The organism is Lutibacter agarilyticus, assembly GCF_900188235.1.
GTDB lineage: Bacteria > Bacteroidota > Bacteroidia > Flavobacteriales > Flavobacteriaceae > Lutibacter > Lutibacter agarilyticus.
This window is the reverse complement of record NZ_FZNT01000009.1, coordinates 29,306-49,697: the sequence shown is the minus strand read 5'-3', so window position 1 is coordinate 49,697 and position 20,392 is coordinate 29,306. Positions and strand designations below refer to the sequence as shown.

General features: G+C 29.4%; 24 protein-coding genes. 11 read left to right on the top strand and 13 right to left on the bottom strand.

Going from position 1 to position 20,392, the window contains the following annotated elements:
- The first annotated feature begins 144 nt into the window (after positions 1 to 144).
- Positions 145 to 618 (top strand): hypothetical protein, encoded by a 474-nt coding sequence (locus CHB67_RS14270; RefSeq protein WP_089382473.1) that lies wholly within the window; start codon positions 145 to 147, stop codon positions 616 to 618.
- Positions 619 to 648: 30 nt separating this feature from the next.
- Here CHB67_RS14270 and CHB67_RS17245 read toward each other — a convergent pair whose 3' ends face one another.
- From CHB67_RS17245 to CHB67_RS14260, 3 genes are all read right to left on the bottom strand, one after another.
- On the bottom strand, positions 649 to 810 hold the full coding sequence (locus CHB67_RS17245) for a hypothetical protein (RefSeq protein ID WP_176461284.1): 162 nt from the start codon (positions 808 to 810) through the stop codon (positions 649 to 651).
- Positions 811 to 962: 152 nt separating this feature from the next.
- Entirely contained in the window at positions 963 to 3,059 is a 2,097-nt protein-coding gene (locus CHB67_RS14265; protein ID WP_089382472.1) for a M13 family metallopeptidase, read from the bottom strand.
- Positions 3,060 to 3,156: 97 nt separating this feature from the next.
- Positions 3,157 to 3,543, bottom strand: a complete 387-nt coding sequence (locus CHB67_RS14260) for a pyrophosphohydrolase domain-containing protein (RefSeq protein WP_089382471.1) — start codon at positions 3,541 to 3,543, stop codon at positions 3,157 to 3,159.
- Between the two features lie 61 nt (positions 3,544 to 3,604).
- Between CHB67_RS14260 and CHB67_RS14255 the strand changes: the two genes are divergently transcribed.
- Together CHB67_RS14255 and CHB67_RS14250 are read left to right on the top strand one after the other, a co-directional pair.
- On the top strand, positions 3,605 to 3,790 hold the full coding sequence (locus CHB67_RS14255; RefSeq protein ID WP_089382470.1) for a hypothetical protein: 186 nt from the start codon (positions 3,605 to 3,607) through the stop codon (positions 3,788 to 3,790).
- 112 nt (positions 3,791 to 3,902) lie between these two features.
- Complete coding sequence (locus CHB67_RS14250; protein ID WP_089382469.1) at positions 3,903 to 4,913, top strand: SRPBCC family protein; 1,011 nt, start codon at positions 3,903 to 3,905, stop codon at positions 4,911 to 4,913.
- A 1-nt stretch (position 4,914) separates the two neighbouring features.
- Here CHB67_RS14250 and CHB67_RS14245 read toward each other — a convergent pair whose 3' ends face one another.
- The gene (locus CHB67_RS14245; RefSeq protein WP_089382468.1) at positions 4,915 to 5,478 is read right to left on the bottom strand and encodes a DNA-3-methyladenine glycosylase I; all 564 of its coding nucleotides are present in this window, start codon (positions 5,476 to 5,478) and stop codon (positions 4,915 to 4,917) included.
- A 91-nt stretch (positions 5,479 to 5,569) separates the two neighbouring features.
- Between CHB67_RS14245 and CHB67_RS14240 the strand changes: the two genes are divergently transcribed.
- Positions 5,570 to 5,974 (top strand): DUF6146 family protein, encoded by a 405-nt coding sequence (locus tag CHB67_RS14240; RefSeq protein WP_176461283.1) that lies wholly within the window; start codon positions 5,570 to 5,572, stop codon positions 5,972 to 5,974.
- A 1-nt stretch (position 5,975) separates the two neighbouring features.
- Here CHB67_RS14240 and nhaA read toward each other — a convergent pair whose 3' ends face one another.
- From nhaA to CHB67_RS14225, 3 genes are all read right to left on the bottom strand, one after another.
- Entirely contained in the window at positions 5,976 to 7,280 is a 1,305-nt protein-coding gene (gene nhaA, locus CHB67_RS14235; protein WP_089382466.1) for a Na+/H+ antiporter NhaA, read from the bottom strand.
- A gap of 91 nt (positions 7,281 to 7,371) precedes the next feature.
- Positions 7,372 to 8,994: a phosphoenolpyruvate carboxykinase (ATP) gene (gene pckA, locus CHB67_RS14230; RefSeq protein ID WP_089382465.1), complete on the bottom strand. Its 1,623-nt coding sequence runs from the start codon at positions 8,992 to 8,994 to the stop codon at positions 7,372 to 7,374.
- 241 nt (positions 8,995 to 9,235) lie between these two features.
- Positions 9,236 to 9,610: a DUF423 domain-containing protein gene (locus CHB67_RS14225; protein WP_089382464.1), complete on the bottom strand. Its 375-nt coding sequence runs from the start codon at positions 9,608 to 9,610 to the stop codon at positions 9,236 to 9,238.
- An 81-nt stretch (positions 9,611 to 9,691) separates the two neighbouring features.
- Between CHB67_RS14225 and CHB67_RS14220 the strand changes: the two genes are divergently transcribed.
- Together CHB67_RS14220 and CHB67_RS14215 are read left to right on the top strand one after the other, a co-directional pair.
- Positions 9,692 to 9,925 (top strand): putative signal transducing protein, encoded by a 234-nt coding sequence (locus CHB67_RS14220; RefSeq protein WP_089382463.1) that lies wholly within the window; start codon positions 9,692 to 9,694, stop codon positions 9,923 to 9,925.
- A gap of 68 nt (positions 9,926 to 9,993) precedes the next feature.
- Positions 9,994 to 11,364, top strand: a complete 1,371-nt coding sequence (locus CHB67_RS14215; protein ID WP_089382462.1) for a saccharopine dehydrogenase family protein — start codon at positions 9,994 to 9,996, stop codon at positions 11,362 to 11,364.
- 3 nt (positions 11,365 to 11,367) lie between these two features.
- Here the strand turns inward: CHB67_RS14215 and CHB67_RS14210 are convergent, their stop codons facing one another.
- A complete protein-coding gene (locus CHB67_RS14210; protein ID WP_089382461.1) occupies positions 11,368 to 12,084 on the bottom strand; it encodes a tRNA1(Val) (adenine(37)-N6)-methyltransferase in 717 nt (238 codons plus the stop codon).
- A gap of 686 nt (positions 12,085 to 12,770) precedes the next feature.
- On the opposite strand from CHB67_RS14210, the gene CHB67_RS14205 reads away from it, so the two are divergent.
- Positions 12,771 to 13,610: a T9SS type A sorting domain-containing protein gene (locus CHB67_RS14205; protein WP_089382460.1), complete on the top strand. Its 840-nt coding sequence runs from the start codon at positions 12,771 to 12,773 to the stop codon at positions 13,608 to 13,610.
- A gap of 279 nt (positions 13,611 to 13,889) precedes the next feature.
- Here the strand turns inward: CHB67_RS14205 and CHB67_RS14200 are convergent, their stop codons facing one another.
- The 4 genes from CHB67_RS14200 to CHB67_RS14185 all read right to left on the bottom strand — a co-directional run bounded on the left by CHB67_RS14200 (position 13,890) and on the right by CHB67_RS14185 (position 16,760).
- A complete protein-coding gene (locus CHB67_RS14200) occupies positions 13,890 to 14,777 on the bottom strand; it encodes a M90 family metallopeptidase (protein WP_089382459.1) in 888 nt (295 codons plus the stop codon).
- Between the two features lie 53 nt (positions 14,778 to 14,830).
- Complete coding sequence (locus CHB67_RS14195; protein WP_089382458.1) at positions 14,831 to 15,310, bottom strand: hypothetical protein; 480 nt, start codon at positions 15,308 to 15,310, stop codon at positions 14,831 to 14,833.
- A 413-nt stretch (positions 15,311 to 15,723) separates the two neighbouring features.
- A complete protein-coding gene (locus CHB67_RS14190; protein ID WP_089382457.1) occupies positions 15,724 to 16,164 on the bottom strand; it encodes a hypothetical protein in 441 nt (146 codons plus the stop codon).
- Positions 16,165 to 16,349: 185 nt separating this feature from the next.
- A complete protein-coding gene (locus tag CHB67_RS14185) occupies positions 16,350 to 16,760 on the bottom strand; it encodes a hypothetical protein (RefSeq protein WP_089382456.1) in 411 nt (136 codons plus the stop codon).
- A 188-nt stretch (positions 16,761 to 16,948) separates the two neighbouring features.
- Here CHB67_RS14185 and CHB67_RS14180 point away from each other — a divergent pair, with 188 nt between their 5' ends.
- From CHB67_RS14180 to CHB67_RS14165, 4 genes are read left to right on the top strand one after another with little or no spacing between them, the layout of a single operon-like run.
- Positions 16,949 to 17,554, top strand: coding sequence for a WG repeat-containing protein (locus tag CHB67_RS14180; RefSeq protein WP_089382455.1), 606 nt, complete (start codon positions 16,949 to 16,951; stop codon positions 17,552 to 17,554).
- Between the two features lie 12 nt (positions 17,555 to 17,566).
- Positions 17,567 to 18,010, top strand: a complete 444-nt coding sequence (locus tag CHB67_RS14175; RefSeq protein ID WP_089382454.1) for a DUF2267 domain-containing protein — start codon at positions 17,567 to 17,569, stop codon at positions 18,008 to 18,010.
- A gap of 10 nt (positions 18,011 to 18,020) precedes the next feature.
- Complete coding sequence (locus CHB67_RS14170; RefSeq protein ID WP_089382453.1) at positions 18,021 to 18,668, top strand: dienelactone hydrolase family protein; 648 nt, start codon at positions 18,021 to 18,023, stop codon at positions 18,666 to 18,668.
- 6 nt (positions 18,669 to 18,674) lie between these two features.
- Positions 18,675 to 19,301, top strand: a complete 627-nt coding sequence (locus CHB67_RS14165; RefSeq protein WP_089382452.1) for a phosphoribosyltransferase — start codon at positions 18,675 to 18,677, stop codon at positions 19,299 to 19,301.
- A 171-nt stretch (positions 19,302 to 19,472) separates the two neighbouring features.
- Here CHB67_RS14165 and CHB67_RS14160 read toward each other — a convergent pair whose 3' ends face one another.
- The gene (locus tag CHB67_RS14160; RefSeq protein ID WP_089382451.1) at positions 19,473 to 20,321 is read right to left on the bottom strand and encodes a universal stress protein; all 849 of its coding nucleotides are present in this window, start codon (positions 20,319 to 20,321) and stop codon (positions 19,473 to 19,475) included.
- Between the last annotated feature and the right edge of the window lie 71 nt (positions 20,322 to 20,392).

Here is a 20,392-nt window from a genome sequence, read left to right as displayed (position 1 = left end):
CAAAAACAATCTATAAAATTTTCAAACCAAAATTAATAAATGATTTATTAGGATTTTTTCAAACAATCTAAATCTTCGGATTTTTTTATTTGAAATTGTTTCTTACATAAAAAGTTGTATTTTCACTTTTTGAAATAAGAACTCATGTTAAAACAATTTATTATCATTCTATTTTGCAGTTTCCTTGCGGTTTCATGCTCTTTTTTTGAAAATAAATCCAAAAGTAAACCAATTCAGAAAGTAGATACTATTGTAGATTTTAATTCTGTTGATGCATTTCCATTATTTCCAGATTGTTCTGCTATTCCGTCTCGAGATAAACAACAAATTTGTTTTCAAGTAGAAATGTCAAAACATATTTATGCTAGCTTAAAAGCTTATTCGTTAAATACTTCGGAAGCCATAAACGATACGGTTTTAATTAAATTAAAGATTGATAACTTAGGAAAAACAAGTCTTTCTAAAATTCTTATTTCGAAAAAAACTGAGCAATTAATTCCTGAATTTGATAGCCTTGTAAAAATTAGCATTCAAAATTTACCGGCATTACAACCAGCTATTAAACGAAATGTGCCTGTTACTACTGAATTTACATTACCAATTATTTTAATGAATTAATTGTAGTTTTTAGTTAAAAAAAGGTTTTAACTAGTTGTTTTCAGACTCAAAAGTAACTTTAATATAATAACCTCCACATTTAGGGCATATTTCTATGTTATCGCTCCCAAAACAAGTCTCAGTTACATCGTATTCTAGCTCGTCTTCTTTGCCCTGCCAACTACAATCTCCGCATTTATACTTCTTATTCATTTATTATACCTTTTGATAACACAATATTAATAAAATATAATTTGAATGAAACTACAAGCTCTAATACTTATGTTATGCACAACTTAAAAAAAGACATAAAAAAAGGAGCTTTTAAAAGCTCCTTTTTTTTTATAAATTGATCTATTATAAGATTACCAAATCTTTACTCTGTCTTCAGGTTTTAAATACATTTCATCACCTTCAACAATATTAAACGCAGTATAAAATGCATCTACATTTTGAAGTGGCATAAAAGCTCTGTAAAATCCAGGAGCGTGTGGATCTGTTTTTATTTGATTTTTTAAGGCTTCGTCTCTAGTTTTAGTTCTCCAAATAGTTCCCCAAGACATATAAAAACGTTGTTCAGCAGTAAATCCGTCAATATCAGCAGGTCTTCCATTTTTTTCATAAAAAATTTGCAACCCGTCATACGCTGCATTTATACCTCCTAAATCTCCAATATTTTCACCTAATGTAAATTCACCATTTAAATTTACATCGCCAATAGCAACTACATTACTGTATTGATCTACTAATTTTTTTCCTAACACTGCAAATTGTGCTGCATCTTCTTCTGTCCACCAGTTTGATAAATTTCCATCGGCATCAAATCGCGCACCCTGATCGTCAAAACAGTGAGAAATTTCGTGTCCAATTACGGCTCCAATTCCACCATAATTTACAGCCTCATCAGCCGTATAATTATAAAAAGGTGGTTGTAAAATAGCTGCTGGAAACACAATTTCATTATTTACAGGATTAAAATAAGCATTCACAATTTGTGGTGCCATTCCCCATTCAGATCTGTCAACTTCCTTACCTAACTTCTCAATATCTTTATTAAAATTCCATTTTGAAATATTTATTGAATTTTGAAAATATGAACCGCCATCTTTTGTTCCTTTTACATCTAAAGTTGAATAATCTTTCCAAGTATCAGGATATGCAATTTTAACCGTCATTTTGTTCAATTTCTCAATTGCTTTTAGTTTTGTTTCTGGACTCATCCATTCCAAAGCATTGATTCTTTTTTCGAAACCTAGCATTACATTTGCAATCATTTCCTCTGCTTTTGCTTTTGCTTCTGGTGGGAATTTAGCATCAACATATAATTTTCCTAAAGCTTCACCAATATTTCCATTTAAAGATGCTAATGCTCTTTCATCTCTTGGTAATTGTTGTTTAGCACCACGTAATTCTTTGCTATAAAAATCCCAATTGGCATTTTCAATTTCTCTATTTAATTTACCTGCTGCTCTATCAATAGCAGTCCAACGTAAATACAACTTCACATCTTCAATTGAATTTGAAGTTAAAATAGTGTTTACGGCTTCCATATATTTTGGCTGCATCACAATAACTCTTTCTAAATTATCAATTCCTAATCCTTTAAAATAAGCATCCCAGTGAATTGAAGGTACAAGAGCTGTTAATTCATCCATTGTTTTAGGATTGTACAATTTTCTTGTATCTCTAGACTCTTCCTTTGTTAAACGCGGTTCTGCTAAATTGTATTCGTATTTAAATATTTTATCAGCATTTATCGCAGCTTCTTCAGCTGTATCTCCAAAAAACTGTAACATTCTTGCAATGTGTTCAATATACTTTACACGCTTTCCTTTGGTATTTTCATCTTGATCTACATAATAATCGCGAGATAAACCTAGACCTGCGGCTGAAATATAACCCGCATTCATTTTACTATCTTTTAAATCGTTAAAAACAGAAAAATCGAAAAAACCAGCACCACCATAAGGCGCCATTTCAATTAATAAGGTTTCTAAATCTACTAAGTTTTGTACCGCATCAATCTTTGCTAAAAATGGCTTTATTGGCTCAATACCTTGCGCATCTCTTGCAACAGTATCCATTATAGACTCATAAAAATTTACCGCTTTTTTTTGGTCAGATTCTAATGTTAAGTTTCCTTGGGCATCTTTTAACTTCGGAAAATTGTCTTGAATAATTGCTTCATTTAATATTTGAAGTACATCTTCATCTGTGTTTTTACGAAGCTCATTAAAACCTCCCCAAGAAGTTCTATCTGCTGGAATCTCCGTTTTATCAAACCAAGTTCCGTTTACGTATCTAAAGAAATCATCATTAGGACGTACTGAAGTGTCCATATTTTCAACAATAATTCCCGGTATTTGTTCCTCTTCAACTTTAGCATTACTACCACAAGAAGCTAACGTAGCTATAAATGCTACTGAAGCTATTCGCATTAATTTTTTAAATGAAATTTCCATAATTTTAGATTGATTAATTGATTGTTTTGCAATTTTAAGACATTAATACACAAAATAACGACTTTTTATCTAATTTTTAACACAAACAACATCATGATTATTTATTAATTATTTCTGGAATATTGGGTTTGAAATAATTTGGTCCCTTCATTACTTTTCCGTCTTCACGGTAAATTGGCTTACCGTCTGCACCTAATTTACTCATATTACTCCGTTGAATTTCATTAAAAACGGCTTCAATTTTGTGTTGCATTCCGTGCTCTAAAATAGTACCACATAAAATATACAACATATCACCTAAAGCATCAGCTACTTCAACTAAATCATTTGCTTCTGCGGCTTCTAAATATTCTTCATTTTCTTCAGCCATTAAATTAAAACGTAGTTTTATTTTATCGCTATTTAAATTGGTTGTTGGGCTATGTTGAATTCCTAATCCGAAGGCTTGGTGAAATTCTTGAACTGCTTTTAATTTATTTTTCATTAAGAATTATCTTTATAAGTTGATATTTTATGTACTTTTGATGCTAAATATACACATTTATATGTTTAGTAAAGGACAGTTAATTTTTGCAGTATTTTTTGTAATTGCTTTTAGTATTGCAATGGTTTGGAGTTACAGAAAAGATATAAAAATTCATAAAAAGTATTATAAAAACACTTTTTTAATTCTTATTGGCTTCTTTTTAATTGTAGTTATTTTTGCACTAATTACTTTTTCACTTCATTAATTTTTTTCTAAAGGAATAAGATACATTTTTTCTAAGGAAGTTATTTCAATAAGCTTATTTTAATTATTATATTTATTAAATTAGCTGTATTAAATAGCATATAACCAAAAAAATGAAATCATTAAAATACATTTTCTTTTTAATTTTAATAGCAATTATAGGTAGTTCAGTTTATATAGCAACTTTAAATGGAAACTATGATATTCATGAATCAAAAACCATGAAAGTGCCTTTAAGCGTTGTTTATAAAAATATTAACGACTTTAAAAATTGGGAAGATTGGGGTCCGTGGTACGAGTTAGACTCAACTATTATTGCTACATATCCTGAAAAAACCTCAGGTATTGGCGCATCCTATTCTTGGACTGGAAAAGATGGTACTGGATCTATAAAAACGATAGCTGTAATTAAACATAAAGAAATTATACAACAAATAGATTTTGGTTCTGGAACCACTCCTGAAGTTTATTGGAATTTTAATTCAACTAAAGATAGTACCGAAGTTATTTGGGGAATGCGAGGAATTAGTAGTTTTAGCGAAAAAATTTATTGGCTTATCAAAGGAGGTATTGAAAAAAATATGCAGCCAATGTATAAAAGAGGCTTAGAACTATTAGAAATACAATTGGTAAAAGAAATGGATAAACACAGTGTTGAGTTTAAGAATGAAGTTGATTACGGTGGTGGTTATTATTTATACCAAACGGTTTCTTGTAGAACCGAAGATGCTGCAAAACACACAACCAAAATACTTCCTGAAATTGTTGCTTATATGAAAATGAACCATATTGAAGCTTCAGGAAAACCTTTTAAGTTAAATCATCAAGTAGATTTATTGAATAACACCGTTATGTTTTCAGTTTGTATTCCTGTAAAAGAACGTATTGTTACTGAAGGAACTATTTTAACTGGCTTTTTAGCGCCACAAAAAACATTTAAAGCTATTTTTAAAGGCAATTACAAGTTCTTACCGACAATTTGGCCTGATATTTATAAAACTTTAGAAGAAAGTGGTTTTGAAGCTGTACAAAAAGGATCTTCATTTGAAATATATACAATAAGTGCTGAAGATACTGACAACCCAACTGAGTGGTTAACTGAGATTTATATTCCAATACTGTAACTTAAACTTCGTGGTATCTAAAACAGGTTGTAACATGGTCATTCACCATACCTGTTGCTTGCATATGCGCATAAATTACAGTTGAACCAACAAACTTAAAACCTCGCTTTTTTAAGTCTTTTGAAATACAATCCGAAAGCTCTGTTGTTGCAGGTACTTCATTTAAATTTGAAGCCTTATTTTTAATTGGTTTTCCATTGGTAAAACTCCAAATATATTTAGAAAAAGATCCAAATTCCTTTTGAATATTTATAAATGCTGTTGCATTTGAAATGGTGGCTTTTATTTTTAATTTATTGCGAATTATCCCTGCATTTAGCAATAACTCTTCGTATTTATTTTTGTTATAATTTGCTATTTTTTTATAGTCGAAATTATCAAAAGCCGTTCTAAAATTTTCTCGCTTTTTTAACACTGTAATCCAACTTAAACCAGCTTGAAATGTCTCTAATATTAGAAACTCAAATAGTTTTGCATCATCATAAACTGGCACACCCCATTCTGTATCGTGGTATTCTATATATAGCGGATCATTTCCACACCAAGCACATCTATTTTTATCCATTTTTATAATTTATTTATTGAACAATATAAAAAAAATTAAAGATGAAATTCAAAATTAATTTGTAAATTTAATATGGTTAAACTTGCTTATTATGAAAAATTTATTCTTTTATATCACAATTGGATTTCTTATAGTTAGTTGTGGATCAACTTCAAAAACAACTGTAAAAAATGACACCAACTTGCCCGAAGGAGCCGTTCGAATTGCCAATGACTCTTTAGAATACGAAATCATTATTTTTGATATTGGTTATGAAACGTATTTAAAAACCATTGCAAAGCCTGAGTGGTATTACTCACAAGAATTTTTAGAAATTAAAAATAAATTCTATGTAACCGAATGGAATATTCGTGTGAATAATCCTTTTAAATATAATCCTGATATTTATGAGAATAGGATAGACTACGACTTCAATACTAATTATGGATTAGAAGTGAATTATAAACTTTACAACTATTTTAAATTTGTTGAATATAAGTATAAAGAAGTTTTTTAGCTTAGTATTTTTTGACTTTTAAGCTTAAACGCAAAACTATATATCCTAAAGCACCTGCAACTAAAGACCCTATTATTACACCCATTTTAGCAGCAGTAACTAGGTTTTCATCTTCAAAAGCTAAGTTTGATATAAATAGCGACATTGTAAATCCAAGTCCACCCAACAAGCTCACTCCAAATAATTGAACGTAATTTACATTTTCAGGTAAATCAGCCCATTTCAATTTTATTGCAAAAAACGACAATAGCATAATACCAATTGTGTTCCCAAAAACCAATGCTAAGGCTACATTATAACTAATATGACTAAACGCACCTAACCCTTCAAAACTAATAACCACTCCTGCATTTGCGAGGGCAAAAATTGGCATAATTAAATAAGAAACCCAACCGTGTAACGTATGCTCTAAATGCTGAAGTGGTGAAACCAACTGTTTAGACATATACTCCACGGAATCTAATGCTTTAATTTCATCATGGTCTAACAAATCTGAATCTTCTTCTTTAGCTACGTTAAAAATTGATAATTGACTTGTAACAGATTTTAAATAATCGCCTAAATCAACACTTCTGGTTATTGGAAAAGTAAACGCCATTAAAACACCTGAAATTGTTGGATGAACTCCCGATTTTAAAAACAAAAACCAAACTATAAACCCTATGATGTAATAAAAATATTGAGAATATATTTTTTTATAACTCAAAAAGCCTACAAAACCAATTAAAATCATGGCATACAATAATAAATCCCATTGAATATTTGAACTGTAAAATATTGCAATTACTATTACGGCACCAATATCATCAACAATTGCAAAAGCTGTTAAAAATATTTTTAGTCCTAATGGTACCCGTTTTCCTAATATTGTTAAAATACCAAGCGTAAAAGCAATATCAGTTGCCATTGGTATTCCCCAGCCTTCACCTCCTATTTTACCGTTGTTTAAAAAAAGAAATATCAATACCGGAAACAACATACCTCCTATGGCTGCAAAAATAGGTAACGAAGCCTTTCTTAATGTTGTTAGTTCTCCAAGTAATACTTCTCTTTTAACTTCCAACCCAATCACAAAAAAGAATACAGCCATTAAACCATCATTAATCCAAAGAATTAGTGGTTTTGATAAATGTAATTCATTATCAGCAAAGCCAATTGTAAATTTGTGATGCCATAAATCTTCATAAATATAACCATAGGAAGAATTTGCCCAAACAATGGCTATTATAGAAACTGCAAAAAGAATTATACTAGATGAGGTTTCTTTTTGAATAAAATTCTTTAACGGTACACTAATTCGCTTCATAGGTTGTTATTTAGATATCCTAAAATAGAAAAACAAAAATAAACAAAAAAGCCTCCCAATGTGAGGCTTTTTTGAAATATGTATAACTTCATTAAAATTGTGGCCCTGCGGCTACCAAAGCTTTACCTTCTTCATTGTCTGTATATTTCTCAAAGTTCTCGGTAAATAACCTCGCTAATTTAATAGCTCTTTTATTCCAATCAACTGAATTTATATAGGTATCTCTTGGATCTAAAATTTCAGTATTTACACCTTCTAAAGAAGTTGGCACTTCTAAATTAAACACTGGAATTATTTTAGTTTTAGCTTTTTCAATTGAACCATCTAAAATTCTGTCGATAATTGCTCTAGTATCCTTGATTGAAATTCTTTTCCCTGTTCCATTCCAACCTGTATTTACTAAATAAGCTTCTGCTCCGTTAGCTTCCATTTTTCGTACCAATTCTTCACCATATTTAGTTGGGTGTAAAGTTAAAAATGCTTCACCAAAACAAGCTGAGAAAGTTGGTTGTGGTTCCGTTACACCTCTTTCAGTACCTGCTAATTTAGCTGTAAATCCAGATAAGAAGTGGTATTTAGTTTGTTCAGGAGTTAACTTAGATACAGGAGGCATTACACCAAACGCATCAGCTGTTAAAAATATTACTTTACTTGCAGGACCAGCTTTAGAAACTGGTTTTACAATATTTTCAATATGATAAATTGGGTAAGATACACGGGTATTTTGCGTTATTGAACCATCTGTAAAATCAACTTCACCATTAGTATCAACACTAACGTTTTCTAATAAAGCATCTCTTTTAATTGCTCCATAAATATCTGGTTCAGCATCTGGATCTAAGTTTATAGTTTTAGCATAGCATCCACCTTCAAAGTTAAATACACCTTCATCATCCCATCCATGTTCATCATCACCAATTAATTGCCTATTTGGATCGGTTGACAAGGTAGTTTTACCTGTACCCGATAAACCAAAGAAAATAGCCGTTTTTCCATCTTCACCTACATTAGCTGAACAATGCATTCCTACAATACCTTTTAATGGTAAATAATAGTTCATCATAGCAAACATTCCTTTTTTCATTTCGCCACCATACCAAGAGCCACCAATAACTTGCATTTTTTCAGTTAAGTTAAATACTGTAAATACTTCAGAATTTAATCCGTGTTCTCTCCATTTGTTATTTTGAGTTTCAGAACTGTTTAGTACAATAAAATCTGGCTCACCATACACTTCTAATTCTTCATTAGTAGGACGAATAAACATATTTTTTACAAAATGTGCTTGCCAAGGGACTTCCACTACAAATCTCACTTTTAATCTTGTATCTTCATTAGCACCACAAAAGGTATCAATTACATATAGTTTTTTACCTGATAACTCTTTTGCTGCCATGGCTTTTAAATCGTTCCAAACAGCTTGTGATGTAGGTTTATTATCATTCGGAGCCTTTTCTGAAGTCCACCAAACAGTATCTTTAGTAATGTCATCTTTTACAATAAATTTATCTTTTGGAGAACGCCCCGTAAATTTACCTGTCATAACGCTAACAGCACCTAATTTTGTCAACTTTGCTTTTTCAAAACCTACTAATTCAGGTCTCATTTCTTCTTCATAAAGAACTTTAAAAGACGGGTTATGAAAAACTTCTTTTACATCTTTAATACCTAAGTCGTTTAAAGACGCTACGATTGATTTGTTTAGAACTTCCATACAGTTTAATATTATTTATTACTAATCAACTCATTATTTTTTTATGGTTATTATTAAATATTTATTATGTAAATTCGAGAATAAATAATAGATTACATTAATTACAACTAACATAAAATACATCTACCCACCTAAAACGTTTTCGTAAAATTACAACCCTATATAACAGCACTTTAAACACACTATAAAGATACAGTATTTAATTAAAAAAGGAGACCGAATAATTATAAAGTAATTAATATTAATTACTAGTGTTTTTAAAAAAAGAAATAGCCATTTTTAACCATCCTAAAATAAATAGCAATCCTCCTAAGGGTGTTACAAACCAAATTGTTTGTGCTGGCACACCAAAAGTTATTGCATAAATTGATCCAGAAAACAATAAAATGCCGCCTAAAAATAAGTAATTCAATGTTACTTTCTCTTTTGAAGAAAATTTAGCATAAGTATTTACAAAAAGCAATGCAAGTATATGATACATTTGGTAACGAACTCCTGTTTCAAAACTCTTTAATTGTTGGGCGCTTAAAATTTCTTGTAAGGAATGTGCTCCAAATGCTCCTAATACAATAGTAATAGCTCCTAAAAAAGCTACTAAGCTTAAAATTTTATTCATCTTAAAGATTTTTTTAAGGTTTAAAGCTTAAATTTAACAAACAAATTTAATAATACGTATATTTAATAAAATTAAAAGGATATGGAAAATCATTCAAACACTTTAGTTACGCTTTTAACAGCTAGTTTAATCCATGAAATTCACATTGCGAAAACACTTTTGGCAAATCATGGCATTGAAAGTTATATCATCGACGAGAATATAGCATCAACCATTGGCACGGCCTTTGTTGAAGGTTACAAATTAAAAGTTGATAAAGCCGATTTAGAGCAAGCACAAAAAATACTTGCTGAGGTTGCAGAAAACAACAGCTAATACATAATGTTTTAAATTATTTTATTTGTATTTTAAAACCTAATAGTACGCACTGAAATTTTATAATTATGAGAAATATTTTGGTTATTGGCGCGGGAAAATCTTCTTCATCATTAATAACATATTTACTAAATAAATCTGTTGTTGAGAATTTACATATTACCGTTGCTGATGTTTCTTTAGTAGTTGCTGAAAGTAAAATTAAAAATCATAAAAACGGCACTGCTATTACGCTTGATATTTCAAACAAGACAGAACGAGAAAAAACCATTCAGAAAGCTGATATTGTAGTTTCTATGTTACCCGCTCACTTGCATTTAAATGTTGCCAAAGACTGCCTAAAATTTAATAAAAATATGGTTTCCGCTTCTTACATTTCAAACGAAATGAAAGCGTTGCATGCTGAAGCAACTAAAAAGAAGCTCATTTTTATGAATGAAATTGGTTTAGATCCTGGTATTGACCACATGAGTGCTATGAAGGTGCTGGATGCAATTAAAGAAAAAGGTGGTAAAATCTTATTATTTGAATCGTTTTGCGGAGGGTTGGTAGCTCCTGAAAGCGATCATAATTTATGGAACTATAAATTTACTTGGAATCCTAGAAATGTGGTATTGGCCGGTCAAGGTGGTGCTTCAAAGTTTTTACAAGAAGGAAAATACAAATACATTCCGTACCACAAATTATTTAGACGCACTGAAATATTAACCATTGATGGTTATGGAAAATTTGAAGGTTATGCCAATAGAGATTCTTTAAAATATAAAAATGTTTATGGTTTAAATGATATTTTAACCTTATACCGTGGTACTATTCGCAAAGTTGGATTTTCAAGAGCTTGGAATATTTTTGTTCAACTTGGTATGACGGATGATAGCTATACTATTGAGGATTCTGAAAATATGAGCTACCGTGATTTTACCAACTCATTTTTAGCTTATAGCCCAAGTGATTCTGTTGAATTAAAACTGCGCCATTACTTGAAAATTGATCAAGACGATATTATTTGGGAAAAACTATTAGAACTTGATATTTTTAGCTCAACTAAAATGGTAGGGCTAAAAAATGCGACACCTGCTCAAATTTTAGAAAAAATATTAAAAGAGACTTGGACCTTAAATGAAGGTGACAAGGATATGATTGTAATGCAGCATTTGTTTGGTTATGAATTAAATGGCGAAAAAAAACAAATTGTAAGTAGTATGGTGTGTATTGGTGACGACCAAGTGTACACTGCTATGGCAAAAACCGTTGGATTGCCAGTTGCCATTGCAACTTTAAAAATATTGAATGGTGAAATTAAAAAACCAGGTGTTCAAATTCCAATTAAAAAAGAAGTATATGAACCTATTTTAGAAGAGCTTAAAGAAAACGGCATTGTTTTTACTGAAAAAAAAGTGCCGTATTTAGGATACAATCCTGAAATTATAGCTAGTTAAACATTACATTTTTATATAATAATCTTTTACCAAATCAATATAATCTTGCGTGTATTTATGACGCTCAATTTCAATAGTAAGTTCTGAGATTTCGATTTCTGTTTTAACAAATGAAAATTGCAATAAACTTCTTTTTATAGCAGTGTGCTTGGCTCCTTTTACTCTTGTAATCCTGTTTGGAAATAGCTTATAAGATTCAGCTATTTCAATAAAGTTTTCTTCTTCTGAAAAAGGAATTATAAAAGCACAACTTCCAATCTCTGACAATAATTTTGAAGTACCTTCTAACAATTCAAAATAGCTTAGACTTTCTGTATGGCGCGCCATCGCTCTTTCTTCGGAAATATTTTTATAGGTTGAAGTATAAAATGGCGGATTAGAAATTATTAAATCGTATTCATCATCAATTTCTTCAATAAATTCTTGCAATGATGCATGGTAGCAAAATAAACGATCGCCCCAATTACTTTGTTCAAAATTTGCTACAGTTTGTTCGTAAGCTTCGTCATTCAATTCAATAGCATCAATTACTTCAGCATTGCTTTTTTGCGCCAACATTAAAGCAATTAATCCGGTTCCTGCCCCTATATCTAACACACTAAAATATGACGATTTTAATGCTACCCAAGCTCCTAGTAAAACTCCGTCAGTTCCTACTTTCATTGCTGTATTATCTTGTTGAATGGTAAATTCTTTAAATTGAAATGGTTTGTTAGACATATACTTTGAATTAAAATTTAGTTTAGCTAATTTCCTCTAGCTTATTGTTATTCTGAATTCAAAGCAAAAGTAATCATTCGTAATTTATAATCCCCATTGCCCTTACTATTTTGTGTTTTATGTGGTTAAAATTCTCCATAAAACATTCCCTCAAAAAGTAGATGGTTTACAATCGTATTTAAGTCTAAATAAAAAGAGTAAAATTATGCTAACAAGCCAAAAATTGGTAATATGCTCAATTACAGCTCCAAAAAATCAATTATCATCATTTATTCTACCAAGTTAAATTAGAGATTCACTTTACAATAGGTCGTAGTAGTATGTGCTATTTATTCTTAACCCAGGTTAAGGTTTTATTGAAGAGTAAAACTAAAATTCATGTAATTTTGGTTTTTTTTTGATATGACGAATATTTGTTGGTTGTATCAGAGAGAACATATTAAAAAGATATATGGCATTTTTGTGAATCTGATTTAAATACCCTCATATAATTTTACAAATTCATAAAACAATCCTAATTTTAATTACAATCGTTAATTCTCCATTTTATATATTTTTTGCACAAAATATTAAACAACCCCGAAAACAATATTTATTTCACACCTAAAACTAAATTTTATTAAATATTTCATTTTTTTATTCTATATTTTAGCTTATTTTTGAATTTAATCAAAAAATAAATTATTATGAAAAAAAACATTACTTTTTTATTATTATCTGTAATTTCATTTGCCTCTTTTGGGCAAAGTAATTTAATTATTACAGGGGTATTTGACGGTTCTTTAACAGGTGGAACACCAAAAGGTGTAGAACTTTATGTTTCTAACGACATAGCAGATTTAAGTATTTATGGACTTGGCGCTGCTAATAATGGCGGAGGAACAGATGGAGAGGAATTTACTTTTCCAAATGCTACAGCAAGTGCTGGTGACTTTATTTATGTTGCTTCAGAAGCTACTTATTTCAATATTTTTTTCGGATTCAGTCCTAATTATACTTCAGGCGCAATGGCAATTAATGGTGATGATGCTATAGAGTTATTTAAAAACGGTGTTGTTGTAGATGTTTTTGGAGACATTAACACCGATGGTTCCGGAAAAGATTGGGAGTATTTAGATGGATGGGCTTATAGAGTTAATAAAACAGCTCCTGACGGAAGTACTTTTGAAGTAGGAAATTGGACTTTTAGCGGTATAAACGCCTTTGACAATCAAACATCAAACGCTTCTGCAGCCACCCCTTTTCCAACAGCCTCTTATGCTGCTGCTGTAGCTGGAATTGTAGAGAACCAAATTGAAGGTTTTGCATTATACCCAAATCCCGTTACCAATAGAGCGTTTATAATTAGCTCAGCTAATGGTGTAGAAAAAAATATTGAAATATTCTCAGTGAATGGCGAGCTAGTTTACTCCAAAAAAGTAAAGTCAAATCAAACAATTGATATTTCAAATTTAACAACGGGTTTATATTTAGTAAAAGTTGAAGAAGAAGAAAAAATAGCTACACGAAAATTAATTGTAAAATAATTTTACGATACATACTTAGCAAAAAACCACTTCCTGGGTGGAAGTGGTTTTTTTAGCTTATATATACAAATAAAAATTACAATTTATTTTAAATCTAAAATAGATTTTATTTAATACGTAAACTATAATTTATCTCATATTGGTTAGATATTGATTGGAAAAACTCTTACTTAAATTGAAGATTCTTAAAAATAAACTGTATTTAATACTAATTACTTTCAACATCTATGAAAGTAATTTATAGCATCGGCGTAATTTACTACAATACTATAGACTAATTTAATTAAAGTGTACCTGTCCGCAACACTTTTTGTATTTATTACCACTATTACAAGGGCAAGGGCTATTACGTCCAATAGTTACTTTACTTTTACTTAAATTTCTGGAGGACATATCTTGTTTAAATACCTTCTCTAAAAGGTTATATAAATCTGGGTGTTTTCTTTCAAGTAACTTTGGTCGTTCAAAAAAATATTCACTTGCAACCGAGAAAAATTCAGCTCTATTTGTTCCTCCATACGGATTGATGTCTGATGCTCCTTCATATATTTCATCAATCTTTTTATTTATCAAATCTAACCACGGAATTGCATATTGCTTTTCCATTAATACCGAAGGGATTCCATCAATTGGACCTCCTGTTTTATCTATTAAATGAACAAACTCATGTATTGCTGTATTCTTCTTGTCAGACTCATTCTTAAATCCGTGTTTTAGAGCTTGCTGAGACAATATCATAATACCTTCCATCGCTCCGTTTCCAACCATTCCTAAAACCCTTCTATTAGAGCCTTCTATTTCATATTCTTCATTAAACGTTGATGGATAAATTAATACTTCATAAAGATTTGCGTATTTCCAATTATCAAATTTAAATATGGGAATAACACCACTAGAAGCCACCAAAATTTTATCTGTAGCATCAATATTCGTTTTTATACCTGTGATTCTGCAATTCAATAAAAACTCTTGAATTTTGTATTCAAACTTCTTCTTTTCATCCTCAGATAAAGCATTGTAAAAAGATACATTGTTAAATAATATAATTCTCCAATCGGTTGGAAAAGATTCTTTTGGTAAAACCCATTTTGAATTATTTCTACGGTTCCATTTGAATATTACAAAACCAATTGATACTGAAATAATTATAAATATAGTGAAGTTCATATTAAAAATCTATGATTGATAGTTTTTACTGACAACTCATTTGTTTACCATTATTAATCTAACAATCTAAAACTTTTTGCTATTCTTTTACCTTCTTCTGAATTGTTGTTATAACAGTAAATTGTAGCTTCATATGAAATCCCAAGCTTTTTATTAAGTGCCGCTATTACATAAACAATACTACGTTCACCATCATAATTATCATAAGCAATTGCATAATAAGCTCCCGGAATATTATCTACTCGCCCTCCTAGCTTAGCATCTTCTAAACTAAGAGCTTCAGCTGTGTAAACTGCACCGTATTTTTGAGATGCTATAAATTCTGATGATTGCTCGCTCAAAGGAAATATTTCAATATCCACAGCATAGTCGTTGTTTTCGTATCCCAATACGGTTTCAGCTTCAGTTTCGTACCTATCTAGTTTTTCGGTGGTTGTAAAGGCAATTTTATATTTATACGATTCTACGTTGTATTGGGCATTTATTGTTGAGCAAGTAACTATGAATGCTAAGGCTAAAAAAAATGATTTCATATTAAATAGTTATAAAGTTAGTTTGAATTTAGTTTTGTGAATATACATAATTCTTTTTCTATTCAAACATTTACCTTATTAGCCAAATTGTTTTTTTAAACTTAAGGCATAATTTTAATAGGTTTCAAATAAATTGTTTTTCGTTTACGGCTTTTTTTCGGCAATAATAAAAACGCTTTAAACTTAGCTGCTACAAAATATTTTAATATATTTTTAGGGCTTAATAAAACACAAATGTACTATTCCCTAGTTAATCCAACTATATGCTACAAATTCTTCTGATGTGATAAACTAGTGCCTTTGTTTAAATAGTTATAACGAATACTCTAATAAATACAATAACTCCAAATAGTTCTAGGTAAGTTATCATAGATATAAAAAACCTTACTAAAACGCATAAGAAATCCCCTTAATTAACTAAGCAATTTTTTTTGTTCTTTTTGTTTCATCACATTTTCAATAATTTCAAAAATTTCCTTTTTAATTCGTTTGTATTTTGCAGCAAAGGAATCCATCTCAAATTCTAATTTCCGATGATTATCTAAATAATTTTTATTGCTTAAAACGCTATTCGTTTTAATTAAATTTGATAAAACAGCTTCCTGTTCTTTAATAACAATTTCAAGTGTTTTCCCAGCAACTCTTTCAAAAGACATTTGATTGACTAATGTTTCTATTTTTTTATACAAACCGGCTGATAAACAATCAATATAATTATCTTTTAGTAAGTGCTCTAAAAAACGTATTTCATCTCTTATAAAATTTATTTCTGAAATCCATACTATAGAATCATTGTGTAATTCTTCAATGCTTTTCTCTCTATTTTGCCAATCTTTAAGAATTTTACTTTTCATTTTACAGAAATTTAAATGGTTAAAATATTATCTGAATCAAATAAATTATCTACTAAAAATTGCAATGAAAAATTTTATTAATTACAAACTTTTATTTTTATGATGGATAATTCATTTTTAGTTGTATTAAAGGTAAAACGGAATTAAAGTACTCAAAATGATGTACATCATTTTGAGTACTTTAATTAAAAAATCTCAATTAAAAATTCATAAAGATGCATCTTGAAATTTTTATATTTTTGATCAAACTCAAAAATTTCTTTTCCTAAACTTTTATAACCCTCAAAATAATCTTCACTAAAACTAAAAACATCACTATTTATAGTTTCAGTGACTTTATACTTATACTTTTCAATTTTTTCTTTAATTAAATTAACGTCTTCATTTAACCTATTAATATCTTTAACTAATAGTTGAAGTCTCTCAAATAAATTAGGAATTGTTGCTTTAAACGCGTTCGATTTTATGACTGTTTTTAAAAAAAACAATTCATTTTTAATGAAATTAAAATCTGAAATCCAGATTGAAGAATCATAAACAACATCACTATAACTCTTGTTAATTTGAAAAGCTTTATAAGAAACTATTGGATCCATAATACAAGTTATTTATTCACTTGAAATTAAATCAAATTATGAACAATATAAAATGATTAATCTCAAACATTTACGTTTAATTTTCACAAAGGATACTATTCAATCAATTTATTTTTTGCAATACTGAGCAATATCATTTTGTAAAATTTATAGTATTAATAGCTTTAGTGTATAAAATAAATTACATCATGAAACGTTTTATAATCATCGTTATTTGCTTACAACTTCATGTTGTTTCATTTGCACAAATTTTTAATGACATTGATGAAGCTACGCCTTTTCAAGGAGATATTGCAGCAGTAAAAAAAGGAAATCAATGGGGATTTATTGATAAAAATGGCACATTAGTTATTGACTTTAGAAGCGATTTTGTTTTAACAGATATCCCTTCTTCTAAAGGAATTATCTCATCATATCCAGTTTTCAAAAATAAGAGATGTTTGATTAAAAAATTAATTGACAAAACTTATTACTTTGGTTTTATAGATAAAAAAGGAAATGTAGTTATTGAACCAATGTATTTAAATGCTACAAATTTTGAAAATGGTTATGCCATTGTTATTTTAACTTCAAAAGATATTATTGGGTATAATGAAGTTCTAAAAAAGAATATTGTTTCTTCCAAAATTGAAGAATTCATTATAAGTCCTAAAGGTGAAATTATTAAATATTTGGAAAACCCAAGAAATAATGATTCCCCTAAAAAACCACCTGTTTTTTATTCAAAATTTATTGCCCCCAATGTAATTGCTGTTAAAAAGAAAGATCAAAAATGGGACATTTATAAATTTTAATTAAAAAAACTCATGGCACTAAATTTCAACCAATACGCAGCCGATGCAAATACTTTTATGAAAGAGTATGCTGAAAAATTAAATATTGAAGATAAAAATAAAGCAGGCCGTATGCTATCTGCTATATTACATGGTTTAAGAGAAGTTATTTCAACAGAAGAATCATTACAATTTATCGCTCAGTTACCAATGTTTTTAAAAGCCGTTTATGTAAACGGATGGTCTAGTCATAAAAAACAACGGGTTAAAAGCCTGATTGAATTTATCGACTTAATAAACAGGTTTGATGGTGTTACAGCTGTAAATGATTTTGGCTCAGATGAGGAAACTACAAAACAAATAAAAACAACATTTTTAGTGTTGCGAAAATACATTTCACATGGTGAGCTAAAAGATATTAGAACCGAACTTCCTAAAGAATTAAAATCTTTAATATTTGAAGAGTTCTTAATTTAAATAGCTAATTATGAACACTATTCAAAAAACGTATAAAGACGTTGAAATAAAGCTAGACGCCATTATTTTAAAAGGTAATTTAAGAATGGCTGATGAAGGAAAAGGAATTATCATATTTTCTCATGGAAGCGGAAGTAGTAGGTTGAGTGTAAGAAATAATTATGTTGCAGATTTACTTTTGAATAAAGGATTTTCAAGTTTACTTTTTGATTTGTTAACACCAAAGGAAGATGCTATTTATGAAAATAGGTTTAATATTAAATTGCTTACCGAACGACTTATAAAGGTAACTAAATGGGTTCAAAACAACCTTCAACAAAAACAATTACCAATTGGTTATTTTGGTGCTAGTACAGGCGCAGCATCAGCATTTTGTGCTGCTGAGAAACTAAATAAAACAGTAAAAGCCATCGTTTCTAGAGGAGGAAGACCAGACTTGGCATCTGATATTTTAAGCAATGTAAATATTCCTAGCCTTTTAATTGTTGGTGGTAATGATGGTATTGTAATTGATTTAAATAAACTCGCAAAAGCAAAAATTAAAGGGACATGTGAACTTAAAATCATTGATGGTGCGTCACATTTATTCTCTGAACCTGGAAAATTAGAAATGGTTGCAAATCTAACTATTGAATGGTTTAATAACTATCTAAAATAAGTAATTATGTTTACAAATAGAACTGAGGCAGGAAACTTACTAGCAAAACAACTAACAAAGTATAGTAATCATAAAGATGTTTTAATTGTGGCCATTCCAAGAGGCGGTGTTCCTGTTGGAGCTGCAATTGCTGAAAAATTAAATGTACCTTTAGAAATTGTACTCTCAAAAAAAATTGGACATCCTATAAATAAAGAATATGCAATTGGGGCAGTAACCTTAAAAAATAGTGTTATTACAGACAATATTCAAGGTGTTTCCAAAACATATATTGAAGAAGAAACACAACGCGTTAAACAATTATTACAAAAAAGACAGCAATGGTATTATGGTGATGCTAAACCCAAAACTTTTAACAATAAAATAATAATTGTTGTTGATGATGGTGTTGCCACTGGAAATACATTAATATCAAGTATTCAACTTATTGAAAAGGAAAACCCTTCGAAAATTATTGTGGCATTGCCTGTTGCTCCAAAAAATGCAATTAGAAGGATTAAAAGTTTAACATCAGTAACCAATATCATTTGTTTACTAACACCTGCTAATTTCAATGCTGTAGGACAATTTTATGAAAATTTCAATCAAGTTAGTGATAACGAAGTTTTAGAAATACTGCATGAATTAGCCTAAGTAAGCTACCTCATAATTGAATTCGTTTAGATAGCTAACTACTAATCTTGTCCTTTTAACACTGAAAAACACAGCTGATATTATCTTCTTTTAATAATCTTTAAAAATTTGTTATGATCATTTATCATTAAAACTTAAAATGGTAAAAAAAATGAAACTATTTTCTACAGCTTATAAATTAGGTTCATGCAACACTAAAAAAGGAACATCAGTATGATAACTAATCTCTTCAATAGTGGGTCTAAACAATATACGCTGGAAAAGATTTATATTTTTAGCAACCATCACAATTAAGTCGATATTTCTACTCTCTAGAAAGCACTGCACACCAGCCTCAATTTTTTTATTTATAATTTTATGAAAACTATGCTTTTTATCGAAAAAAAAATCGTGTAAATACGCTTTATTCTCCAATTGAAATTTTGTTAAATGCTCCTCCTTTTTTTGAATGTATAAAATTCTAATTGAAGCATTGAACATTGCCGAAAGCTTATCTATTTCATTTAAAATAGCGGTAGGATAAAAAATATTATAATCTGTAGGAAAAGCAATTTCCTCAGGAATTTTAAAAACTCCTTTTTCAGGCACTACAAGAACTGGACATTCTACTTGGGTTATTAAATCCCCCGTATTACTCCCAACTATTATTTCACTTAAACCTGACGCACCTTTTGTCCCCATAACAACTAAATCAATACCTTTTTCTTTTATAACTTCTTTTACTGAATGTATAAACAAATTATAAGTATTTATCAGTTGGAAATTATGAAGAGGATTGGGATAGTGTTTCTTAATTTTTTTCAATACATTTTTTAAGGCTATTTCCCCTTGCTTTTCCAATACAACATCTACAACATCACCTGAAAGAAATAATGGAAATTCGCTTGCACCATAATGCTTAATTAATGTTACATGAAGCAAATAAAAATTACAAGGTATATCTTTAAAAAAATGAAGTGCATACTCAATTGCATTCCATGAATTTTCTGAAAAGTCTGTAGGAATTAATATGTCTTTCATTTTTGCAGTTATTTAAATTATACACTAATTTAAAATGAAATATTCAAAAGTAAAATGATTCATATCAATCA

What these genes read in the sequence shown, in the direction of transcription:
- CHB67_RS14270 (WP_089382473.1), top strand. Translation starts at nt 145, where the DNA reads ATGTTAAAACAATTTATTATCATTCTATTTTGCAGTTTCCTTGCGGTT.
- CHB67_RS17245 (WP_176461284.1), bottom strand. Translation starts at nt 810, where the DNA reads ATGAATAAGAAGTATAAATGCGGAGATTGTAGTTGGCAGGGCAAAGAA.
- CHB67_RS14265 (WP_089382472.1), bottom strand. Translation starts at nt 3,059, where the DNA reads ATGGAAATTTCATTTAAAAAATTAATGCGAATAGCTTCAGTAGCATTT.
- CHB67_RS14260 (WP_089382471.1), bottom strand. Translation starts at nt 3,543, where the DNA reads ATGAAAAATAAATTAAAAGCAGTTCAAGAATTTCACCAAGCCTTCGGA.
- CHB67_RS14255 (WP_089382470.1), top strand. Translation starts at nt 3,605, where the DNA reads ATGTTTAGTAAAGGACAGTTAATTTTTGCAGTATTTTTTGTAATTGCT.
- CHB67_RS14250 (WP_089382469.1), top strand. Translation starts at nt 3,903, where the DNA reads ATGAAATCATTAAAATACATTTTCTTTTTAATTTTAATAGCAATTATA.
- CHB67_RS14245 (WP_089382468.1), bottom strand. Translation starts at nt 5,478, where the DNA reads ATGGATAAAAATAGATGTGCTTGGTGTGGAAATGATCCGCTATATATA.
- CHB67_RS14240 (WP_176461283.1), top strand. Translation starts at nt 5,570, where the DNA reads ATGAAAAATTTATTCTTTTATATCACAATTGGATTTCTTATAGTTAGT.
- nhaA (WP_089382466.1), bottom strand. Translation starts at nt 7,280, where the DNA reads ATGAAGCGAATTAGTGTACCGTTAAAGAATTTTATTCAAAAAGAAACC.
- pckA (WP_089382465.1), bottom strand. Translation starts at nt 8,994, where the DNA reads ATGGAAGTTCTAAACAAATCAATCGTAGCGTCTTTAAACGACTTAGGT.
- CHB67_RS14225 (WP_089382464.1), bottom strand. Translation starts at nt 9,610, where the DNA reads ATGAATAAAATTTTAAGCTTAGTAGCTTTTTTAGGAGCTATTACTATT.
- CHB67_RS14220 (WP_089382463.1), top strand. Translation starts at nt 9,692, where the DNA reads ATGGAAAATCATTCAAACACTTTAGTTACGCTTTTAACAGCTAGTTTA.
- CHB67_RS14215 (WP_089382462.1), top strand. Translation starts at nt 9,994, where the DNA reads ATGAGAAATATTTTGGTTATTGGCGCGGGAAAATCTTCTTCATCATTA.
- CHB67_RS14210 (WP_089382461.1), bottom strand. Translation starts at nt 12,084, where the DNA reads ATGTCTAACAAACCATTTCAATTTAAAGAATTTACCATTCAACAAGAT.
- CHB67_RS14205 (WP_089382460.1), top strand. Translation starts at nt 12,771, where the DNA reads ATGAAAAAAAACATTACTTTTTTATTATTATCTGTAATTTCATTTGCC.
- CHB67_RS14200 (WP_089382459.1), bottom strand. Translation starts at nt 14,777, where the DNA reads ATGAACTTCACTATATTTATAATTATTTCAGTATCAATTGGTTTTGTA.
- CHB67_RS14195 (WP_089382458.1), bottom strand. Translation starts at nt 15,310, where the DNA reads ATGAAATCATTTTTTTTAGCCTTAGCATTCATAGTTACTTGCTCAACA.
- CHB67_RS14190 (WP_089382457.1), bottom strand. Translation starts at nt 16,164, where the DNA reads ATGAAAAGTAAAATTCTTAAAGATTGGCAAAATAGAGAGAAAAGCATT.
- CHB67_RS14185 (WP_089382456.1), bottom strand. Translation starts at nt 16,760, where the DNA reads ATGGATCCAATAGTTTCTTATAAAGCTTTTCAAATTAACAAGAGTTAT.
- CHB67_RS14180 (WP_089382455.1), top strand. Translation starts at nt 16,949, where the DNA reads ATGAAACGTTTTATAATCATCGTTATTTGCTTACAACTTCATGTTGTT.
- CHB67_RS14175 (WP_089382454.1), top strand. Translation starts at nt 17,567, where the DNA reads ATGGCACTAAATTTCAACCAATACGCAGCCGATGCAAATACTTTTATG.
- CHB67_RS14170 (WP_089382453.1), top strand. Translation starts at nt 18,021, where the DNA reads ATGAACACTATTCAAAAAACGTATAAAGACGTTGAAATAAAGCTAGAC.
- CHB67_RS14165 (WP_089382452.1), top strand. Translation starts at nt 18,675, where the DNA reads ATGTTTACAAATAGAACTGAGGCAGGAAACTTACTAGCAAAACAACTA.
- CHB67_RS14160 (WP_089382451.1), bottom strand. Translation starts at nt 20,321, where the DNA reads ATGAAAGACATATTAATTCCTACAGACTTTTCAGAAAATTCATGGAAT.